Origin of the sequence: Streptomyces sp. AJS327 (assembly GCF_013450295.1) — a bacterium.
In the GTDB taxonomy this organism is placed as follows: Bacteria; Actinomycetota; Actinomycetes; order Streptomycetales; family Streptomycetaceae; genus Streptomyces.
The window spans coordinates 1,520,342-1,528,956 of sequence record NZ_SKBR01000002.1 but is presented as its reverse complement, the minus strand read 5'-3'; the positions used below and the strand labels follow the sequence as shown (position 1 = coordinate 1,528,956).

General features: G+C 70.8%; 8 protein-coding genes. 2 read left to right on the top strand and 6 right to left on the bottom strand.

All coding sequences use genetic code 11. The annotated features are described in order from the left end of the window. Positions 1-139: 139 nt before the first annotated feature. From E0L36_RS16180 to E0L36_RS16155, 6 genes are all read right to left on the bottom strand, one after another. Positions 140-637, bottom strand: a complete 498-nt coding sequence (locus E0L36_RS16180; RefSeq protein WP_180929720.1) for a flavin reductase family protein — start codon at positions 635-637, stop codon at positions 140-142. Between the two features lie 38 nt (positions 638-675). Beyond that, positions 676-1,191, bottom strand: a complete 516-nt coding sequence (locus E0L36_RS16175; RefSeq protein WP_180929719.1) for a hypothetical protein — start codon at positions 1,189-1,191, stop codon at positions 676-678. Between the two features lie 46 nt (positions 1,192-1,237). After that, complete coding sequence (locus E0L36_RS16170; protein ID WP_180929718.1) at positions 1,238-1,741, bottom strand: hypothetical protein; 504 nt, start codon at positions 1,739-1,741, stop codon at positions 1,238-1,240. Positions 1,742-2,098: 357 nt separating this feature from the next. Continuing rightward, positions 2,099-3,244, bottom strand: coding sequence for a helix-turn-helix domain-containing protein (locus E0L36_RS16165; protein WP_308416775.1), 1,146 nt, complete (start codon positions 3,242-3,244; stop codon positions 2,099-2,101). Positions 3,245-3,292: 48 nt separating this feature from the next. Further along, positions 3,293-4,093: an ABC transporter permease subunit gene (locus E0L36_RS16160; protein ID WP_180929717.1), complete on the bottom strand. Its 801-nt coding sequence runs from the start codon at positions 4,091-4,093 to the stop codon at positions 3,293-3,295. Next, entirely contained in the window at positions 4,071-5,000 is a 930-nt protein-coding gene (locus E0L36_RS16155) for an ABC transporter ATP-binding protein (RefSeq protein WP_219636576.1), read from the bottom strand. Before E0L36_RS16155 ends, E0L36_RS16160 begins: the two co-directional genes overlap by 23 nt. A 212-nt stretch (positions 5,001-5,212) precedes the next feature. Here E0L36_RS16155 and E0L36_RS16150 point away from each other — a divergent pair, with 212 nt between their 5' ends. Both E0L36_RS16150 and E0L36_RS16145 read left to right on the top strand, forming a co-directional pair. After that, positions 5,213-6,127, top strand: coding sequence for an amidohydrolase (locus E0L36_RS16150; protein WP_180929716.1), 915 nt, complete (start codon positions 5,213-5,215; stop codon positions 6,125-6,127). Between the two features lie 209 nt (positions 6,128-6,336). After that, a complete protein-coding gene (locus E0L36_RS16145; protein WP_180929715.1) occupies positions 6,337-8,556 on the top strand; it encodes an NADP-dependent isocitrate dehydrogenase in 2,220 nt (739 codons plus the stop codon). Positions 8,557-8,615 lie beyond the last annotated feature (59 nt).

Sequence of the window (8,615 nt, the reverse complement as noted above, 5' to 3'; positions counted from 1 at the left end):
GACTGTGTTTCCTCGCACCGTTGTTAGCGAATGCAATTACTCTGTGGCGGGCTGGTAATTCCCCTGACGCACCGCCAGGGAAGACCGGGAAAACGGGCTTCCAGGGCGTCACGACTGGTCCGGGTGAAATCCCGGAAACTCAGAGGGAGCGGAATTCCCGCTCATGCCAGACCAGGGGATCGCCCGAAGAACCCCCTACCCCGGTGACGCCCCCCACCACAATGAGGTGGTCCCCTCCGGGATACGTCTCACGTACCTCACAGGTAATCCAGGCCAGGGCGTGGCGCAGTACCGGAACACCGTTTCGCACGTCATGGGGGACCCCCACGAAACGCCGTTCCTTGGCCACTCCCCCGGAACACGCGACGGCCACGGCACGGTCCTGGCGCCGCAGCAGACTGACCCCGAAGGCCCCCTCGGCCCGCACATGGGCCAGCGTGGAGCTACTCCGCGCGAGACAGGCCATGACCAGCAAGGGGTCGAGCGAGAGCGAGGAGACCGCCGTCCCCGTCATCCCGACGGGCCCGTCGGCGGTCATCGCCGAGATCACCGCGACCCCGCTGGGCCACTGGGCGAAGGCGTCACGGAAGAGCGCGCTCCGCTCCTCCCCCTCGTCGTCGATACCGCTGGAGGACACCTTCCCCGCCCTTCCCCGCTCCGACCGGGCCGGGGGCGTCAGCTGTCCGAACGGTTCGCCCTGCGCTCCTCGTAGCGCTCCAGGATCTTCGGCATCTCCTCGGAGAGGAAGTCGAGGAAACGCCCCATGTTGACGATCCGCTGGAGCCGCTCCTCCGGGACGCCCTCCGCGCGGAGGGAGACGATCCCCTCGTTGATGATGCGTCCCAGGTCCGGGAACTCGGCGAAGACCCTGCGCACCTTCGGCGCCCAGGAGTTCTCCAGCAGCCGGAGGGTGTACTCCTCGTCGAACGAGCCCCGCCGTTCGAAGACCTTGACGGGGTTGCCCTCCGGGGTGAGCTGGTCGACGATGCGGTCCACCGCCTCCCGGGGCACACCCAGGGTGCGCACGATGTCGCTCACCGGCTGCTCGGGCGGGTCGCAGATCAGCATCCATCCGACCACCCGCCCCTGGTCGACGGGGAGTCCGTCGTTCTGGAAGTAGTACTCGGCGATCCGCTCGACGAAGTCCCTCTCGTCGGCCGCCATCGTGGTCGCCACACTGTCCGTGCTCATGCGTAACTCCTCGGGAAAACAGACTCTGGAAACTCGGGGGCGGGGCTCAGGAGACCGTGGTCCCCTCCCTCTCCTCCCAGCGCCTCGTCATGTCCGCGAGATCGCTGACGACGTGCCCGAAGAGTTCCTCCAGCTCCGCGACGCGCTGGCGGCGCTCCTCGCTCTCGCCCTCCAGCACGCCGAGCCCGAACTGGAAGATCTCGTGGAACCGCGGCCAGCTGGCCAGGGTGGCCGCCACGGTCTTCGGGTAGCCGTCGTCGGTGAGGCGGTAGCGCGTCTCGCCGTCGCTCCCCTCGATCCGCTCGTACAGCCCGGCCTGTTCCAGATGCTCGACGATGTGCTCGATCTGGTCGGGAGTGGCGTCGATCGCCCGCGCCATCGAGGTCAGGCTCTGCTCCACGGGATCGCTGATCATCATCCAGGACACCACGCGGGCGGTCTCCCAGCCCGCTCCGTGCGTCTCCCGGTAGTGCGCGGCCATGGTGTCGACGAACTTCCGCTCCGCCGGGGAGAGCGTGGCGTATGTGGCGCCGTCAGCCGAATTACTCATCGTTTCAACCTTTCAGGCAGTGCGAGACACAACCGCGCTTCCATGGCAACCGAGACGCAGCGGCCAGTCAGCCAATCGACCCGGAGTGGACGTACGGGAACACCACGCACGCCTTCGCGACGCACACTCGTCGCGGAATGTTCTGAGACTTGTTACTGATGGGTCATTCGCACCCTTGCCCCCGCTGCGATCAGCTATAGCCCACCACCGTCGCGATGCATAAAAACTATCAGCGCAACTTGACCGCAGCAAGGCGCGGTTGTGTCACACGACGGTGACAACTCCTTTGTTTTCGCACACTCTTCAATCACTTTCCTGGCGGGCCGCACACGAGGCGACGGCATCCGCGCGTGGGGCTCACGCCCCGTCCGTCCACCCCTCCGGCCAGCCGAGGAGCCGGGCGCCCAGCACCGCGGCCTCCAGGGTGAACCGCTGGGTCGGATCGGTCGCCGAGTACCCCGTCAGGCTCCTGATGCGGTCGAGGCGGTACACCACCGCCCGCGGGGTGACCTCCAACTCCCTCGCGGTCGCGCTGGTGTTGCCGCAGCAGGCGAAGAACGCCCGCAGTGTGTCGAGAAAGGGGACCGCGCCGCCCCGGGCCCGTTTCAGCGGATGGAGGACGGTCGTGACCAGGTCGGTGATCGCCTCCCGGTCGCGCAGCAACACCGGGAACACCAGCAGGTCGGCGGCCTTGAGCACCCGCGGCTGAAGACCGAGGCGCTCCGCGAGGTCGATGGCGTTCCTCGCCTCGGTGTAGGAGGCCATGACGCCGTGCACGCCGGGGTGGGGCCGCCCCACCCCCACACGCCATCGCTCCCCCTCCCCCAGCGCCTTCACCAGACTTCGCAACAGCTCCGCTGGTCCGCCCCCCAGCCCACCGGAGGCGAGCGCCACCAGCTGTCCGTCGCGCACCGTGACGAGCACGTTCCAGAAGCCGAAGCGCGCGGACAGGGAGTCCCGCACCTGCCGGGCCACCGCGTCGCCCCCCGCCAGCGGGCGTTCCCACGCCACCACGACCACCACGTGCTCACCGGTCAGGGCGATCCCGAACCGCTCGGCGCGCTTGACCAGCCCGTCGGGCGCGCAGCGGCCGGCCAGCAGGTCGTCGACCAGCTCCTGACGCGTCGCGTCGTCCTGTTCGGCGGCGAGCTTCTGGCCCCGGCCGTACCCGTCGGACAGCGCGGCGGCCGCCCGCCGGGTCACGGCCAGCAGGGCACCCGGAGTGAGCGCCCGGACCTCGGGAACGCGCCGGGCGGCGAGTTCGGACACCGCCAGGTACAGGTCAAGAAGTGCGCTCAGCGGAATCCCGGAACCCGCGGCGTGGGCTCCGCGTTCCCGCAGCGCCTCCACCTCGTCCCGGCACAGCAGGCGCCCGGTGGCGGCCACCTCACGCAGCGCGTCGAGGTAGCCCCCCAGGAACTCGGCGGGAACACCCGCGCTCTTGCTCGCGGCCCGGACAACCGCGTACGGCGTACGGTCCACCGCCCCAGCTGCTCTGCCCACGGCTCTCTCCCACTCGGACGATCCAACCCACGTGCTGCGGGCAGGTTGTCACGTCCGGATGTCCCGTCGCTCGAAGGCCAGGACGGCGATACCGACGGCGGCCCCGCTCATCAGCGCCAGCGCCAGCAGGTGTCCCGGGTGGAGCCCGTCCTGGAGCGGTGAGCCGCCCAGGTAGTAGTGGAACGGCGAGAGCCAGCGGAGCGGTTCGATGGCCGCGTACTCCCGCCCCAGCGTGTACAGCAGGTACGTGGCCAGCGCCACGGTGCCCGTGACCGCCAGCGTGGTCGCGCGGCGGCCGGTGAAGGCGCTGACGGCCAGCGCGAACGCCCCGAAGAACAGCCCGACGCCCAGCAGTCCCAGCGACACGGCGGTGGTTCCGGCGACGCCGACCCCCATGTCGAGCGCCGCGTCGTTCGCCAGCACCGTCAGCCAGACGGCCAGCGCCACCAGGGACAGCGCGCCCACGAGCGCGGCCACCCACTCCAGCAGGTACCTGCGCCTGCTGATCGGCAGGCTGAGCAGGACGTCCGCGTGGCCGGACTCCTCCGGCCCGGCGATCGCCGAGGTCGCCCAGACCAGGGCGCAGCCGATGATCAGCAGCGGGGCGAAGAACTGGAACACGACGGTCTGTAGGTACCCGGCTCCGGTGGAGAGATCACCGATCCCGCCCATGAAGTCGCCGACGCCGCTCGGGACCCGGTCGGCGACGTCGGCCGCCTGCTTCCGGTCGTCCTTGAAGCCGGAGAACGAGGAGGCGTAGACGAAGACGAAGAAGGCGGTGCCGAGCGTCCAGCCGATCAGGGCCCGCCTGCCGTCCGTCCACGCCTTACGCGTCACGTGATACGGCACTGGACCCTCCTCGCTCCGTCTCGGTGTGCTGTTCGTAGTAGTCCAGGAAGGAGTCCTCCAGGTCGGGCCGCTCGCTGACCAGGTCCCGTACCGGGAACGCGGCGAGCGCCTTGACCAGCGGGTCCATCGAACCCTCCACCGCGCAGTGGAGCACGTTGTCCGCGATGCTCGCCTCGCGGACCCCGGGCACCTCCTCGAAGGCGGTGAGCGGCACCTCGTCCTCGAAGCGCACCTCGACCTTGCGCAGGGTCCGCTCGGTCAGCGCGGACACCTCCCGCACGGTGACCAGGCGCCCCTGTCGCAGCACGCCGACCCGGCCGGCCACGTGCTGCACCTCCGCGAGCACGTGGGACGACATGAACACGGTCTGTCCGGCGTCCCTCGCCTCCCGGACCATGGCCAGGAACTCCTGCTGTACCAGGGGGTCGAGGCCCGAGGTGGGCTCGTCCAGGATGAGCAGGCTCGGCTCGTGCATGAACGCCTGGATGAGGCCGACCTTCTGCTTGTTGCCCTTCGAGAGATCCCGGAGGCGGACGGACAGGTCCACGTTCAGCCGCTCGGCCAGCCCCTCGATCCGCTCCCGCGGCACCCCGCCCCGCACCCCGGCGAGGAAGTGGAGGAAGGAGGCACCGCGCTGACGGCCCTCCAGCACCAGCTCCCCCGGCAGGTATCCGATCCGCCGGCGGATCCCCGGCGCGCGCGCCGGTTCCTCGCCGAGCACCCGCAGGCGTCCCGACGTGGGCCGGATGAGATCGAGCATCATGCGGATCACGGTGGTCTTCCCAGCACCGTTCGCGCCCAGAAAGCCGAAGACCTCCCCGGGCCCGACCGTCAGCGAGACTTCCTCCACCCCGCGCCGCTCGCCGTAGCGCTTGGTGAGGCGTTCGGCCTCCAGTACAGCGCTCACCCCACCCACCCCCATCACCTTGAGAAACGTGTGCCTCTGCTGGCGGCAGTCTTCTCCTCCTGATCACAGCGAACCAGATCGACAACGCGACAACTCGCCGGGGGCAACTCTTCCGGAACCCAGAAGAGTCCCGAACTCCCGGGCGTCTCCGCCCCGTTGCCGCGCGGGGCCGGACAGCCGCGCCGGGCCGGAAGGGCGGGCATACTCGCTGGATGACGGCACACGGCGGACCCGGCGGGACGGCGGCGGACGGCGGCTCCCGGCCGGAGACGGCAAGGGGACCGGAGGCGCCGGGGACCGTCCCGGCCGACGACGGCGGGGACGGCCCGGGCGCGGTGACCCGGGGGCGGCCGGTCTTCGACGCGCATCTGCACATCGTCGATCCACGGTTCCCGCTGGTCGAGAACGACGGGTATCTGCCGCCGCCGTTCCCCGTCGCGCGGTACCGGGCGCGCGTCGCCGGGCTGGGGGTGCGGGGCGGAGCGGTGGTCTCGGGCTCCTTCCAGGGCTGTGACCAGGGCTATCTGCGGGCGGCCCTGGCTGAGCTGGGGCCGGGGTTCGTCGGCGTCACACAGCTTCCGGCGTCGGTGACGGACGAGGAGATCCGCGCGCTGGACGCCGCCGGGGTGCGGGCGGTCCGCTGCAACGTGCGGCGGGGTGGCCCGGCCGGGCTGGACGATCTGGACCGGCTGGCGCGCCGGGTGCACGAGGTGGCCGGATGGCACACCGAGCTGTACGTCGACGCGCGGGAGCTGCCGGAGGTGGCGGGGGTGGTGCGGGCCCTGCCCGCGGTCTGCGTCGACCATCTCGGGCTGCACCGGGACGGACTGCCCGCGCTGCTGGCGCTGGTCGAGCACGGTGTCCGGGTGAAGGCGACGGGGTTCGGCCGGGTCGAGCTGGATCCGGCCGAGGCCATGGCCGCCGTCGTACGCGTCGATCCGGCGGCGCTGATGGCCGGGACGGACCTGCCGTCCACCCGGGCCCGACGGCCGTTCGTGGACGAGGACTTCGAGGTCGTGGCGGAGGCGGTGGGTGAGGAGCACCTGGACGCGGTGCTGTGGGACAACGCCGCCGCGTTCTACCGGCTTCCGGCCGGGTTCGCGGGCGGCGCGGCGGCCGGGGGCTGAGGCGCTCTCCGGCCGGTGGCCGGTTCCGGCGGTGCCGGGGGCGGCGATCCCGGGTGTGCCGGGGGCGCGGAACGGTGCTGGTCGCGCGCTGGTGGGGCGCGCGACCCCCGGGGGCCGGCCCCCGGCCCGGCGGAGCCCCTTTCGGGTGAGGCGCGGTCACGAGATATCTTGATGTCGAGCAATGTTGCATACGTGGAGCGGAGCACCCGGTGACTGACTCGACCATCATCTACACACAGACCGACGAGGCCCCGGCCCTGGCGACGTATTCGTTCCTGCCGGTGGTCGAGGCGTACGCGGCGAAGGCCGGGGTCCGCGTGGAGAGCCGCGACATCTCGCTGGCGGGGCGGATCATCGCCACCTTCCCGGAGTACCTCCAGGAGAGCCAGCGCATCGACGACGCGCTCGCCGAGCTGGGCGAGCTGGCGAAGACCCCCGGCGCGAACATCATCAAGCTGCCGAACATCTCGGCGTCCATCCCGCAGCTGAAGGCGGCCATCGCCGAGCTCCAGCAGCAGGGTTACGCGCTGCCGGACTACCCGGACGAGCCGAAGACGGACGAGGAGCGGGAGATCCACGCCCGCTACAGCAAGGTCAAGGGCAGCGCCGTCAACCCGGTGCTGCGGGAGGGCAACTCCGACCGCCGCGCGCCCGCCTCGGTGAAGAACTACGCCAAGGCGCACCCGCACCGGATGGGTGCCTGGTCGGCCGAGTCGAAGACCAACGTCGCGCACATGGACGACGACGACTTCCGCTCCACGGAGAAGTCCGCCGTGATCTCCGAGACGGGTTCGCTGCGGATCGAGCTGTCCGGAGACGACGGCAGCACCACGGTGCTGCGCGAGTCGGTGCCGGTGCTGGAGGGCGAGGTGGTGGACGCGTCCGTGATGCGGGTCGCGGCGCTGCGCGAGTTCCTGGCGGCGCAGGTCGCCCGGGCCAAGGCCGAGGACGTGCTGTTCTCGGTGCACCTGAAGGCGACCATGATGAAGGTCTCCGACCCGATCATCTTCGGCCACGCGGTACGCGCCTTCTTCCCGAAGACCTTCGCGGCGCACGGCGCGACGCTGGCCGCCGCGGGGCTCACCCCGAACGACGGGCTGGGCGGCATCCTCACCGGGCTGGAGTCGCTGCCGGAGGGCGCGGAGATCAAGGCGTCCCTCGACGCCGAGCTGGCCGAGGGACCCGCGCTGGCCATGGTCGACTCGCACCGGGGCATCACCAACCTGCACGTGCCGAGCGACGTGATCGTCGACGCCTCGATGCCCGCGATGATCCGCACCTCCGGGCACATGTGGAACGCCGACGACCAGGAGGCCGACGCCCTCGCGGTCATCCCGGACAGCAGCTACGCCGGGATCTACCAGGCCGTCATCGAGGACTGCCGGGCCAACGGCGCGTTCGACCCGGCCACGATGGGCTCGGTGCCCAACGTGGGGCTGATGGCGCAGAAGGCCGAGGAGTACGGCAGCCACGACAAGACCTTCGAGATCCCCACCACCGGCACGGTGCGGGTCCTGGACGGGCGGGGCGAGGCGCTGCTGGAGCACGCGGTGAGCACCGGGGACATCTGGCGCATGTGCCAGACGAAGGACGTGCCGATCCGCGACTGGGTCAAGCTGGCCGTCACCCGGGCGCGCGCCACCGGCGACCCCGCGGTCTTCTGGCTCGACGCCGACCGGGCGCACGACGCCCAGCTGATCGCGAAGGTCCGCACCTACCTCGCGGAGCACGACACCGAGGGGCTGCGCATCGAGATCATGACGCCGGTGGAGGCCGCGAAGTTCTCGCTGGAGCGGATCCGGCGCGGTGAGAACACCATCTCGGTCACCGGCAACGTGCTGCGGGACTACCTGACGGACCTGTTCCCGATCCTGGAGCTCGGCACGAGCGCGAAGATGCTCTCGGTGGTTCCGCTGATCAACGGTGGCGGGCTGTTCGAGACCGGTGCGGGCGGCTCCGCCCCGAAGCACGTCCAGCAGCTGGTCAAGGAGAACTACCTGCGCTGGGACAGCCTGGGCGAGTTCCTGGCGCTGGCGGTCAGCTTCGAGCACCTGGCGCAGACCACCGGCAACGCGCGCGCCCAGGTGCTGGCCGACACCCTGGACCGCGCCACCGGCACCTTCCTCGACGAGGGCAAGTCGCCGAGCCGCAAGCTGGGCGGGATCGACAACCGGGGCAGCCACTTCTACCTGGCGCTGCGCTGGGCGCAGGAGCTGGCCGGTCAGCAGGACGACCCCGAACTGGCCGCCGCGTTCTCGGAGTTCGCGAAGACCCTCGCCGAGCGGGAGACCGCGATCGTCGACGAGCTGACGGCCGTGCAGGGTTCCCCGGCGGACATCGGCGGCTACTACCAGCCCGACCAGGCGAAGACCGCCGCCGTGATGCGTCCCTCGGCCACCCTGAACGAGGCGCTGGCGTCGCTCAGCTGAGCGTGAGCACCCCACGCCGGGACGGAAGCGGCGTGTGAGCGGGGCCCCGGCCGTCCACG

Excerpts from the sequence above, each read along its gene's own strand:
- E0L36_RS16175 (WP_180929719.1), bottom strand. The coding sequence starts at position 1,191 with ATGAGCACGGACAGTGTGGCGACCACGATGGCGGCCGACGAGAGGGAC.
- E0L36_RS16170 (WP_180929718.1), bottom strand. The coding sequence starts at position 1,741 with ATGAGTAATTCGGCTGACGGCGCCACATACGCCACGCTCTCCCCGGCG.
- E0L36_RS16150 (WP_180929716.1), top strand. The coding sequence starts at position 5,213 with ATGACGGCACACGGCGGACCCGGCGGGACGGCGGCGGACGGCGGCTCC.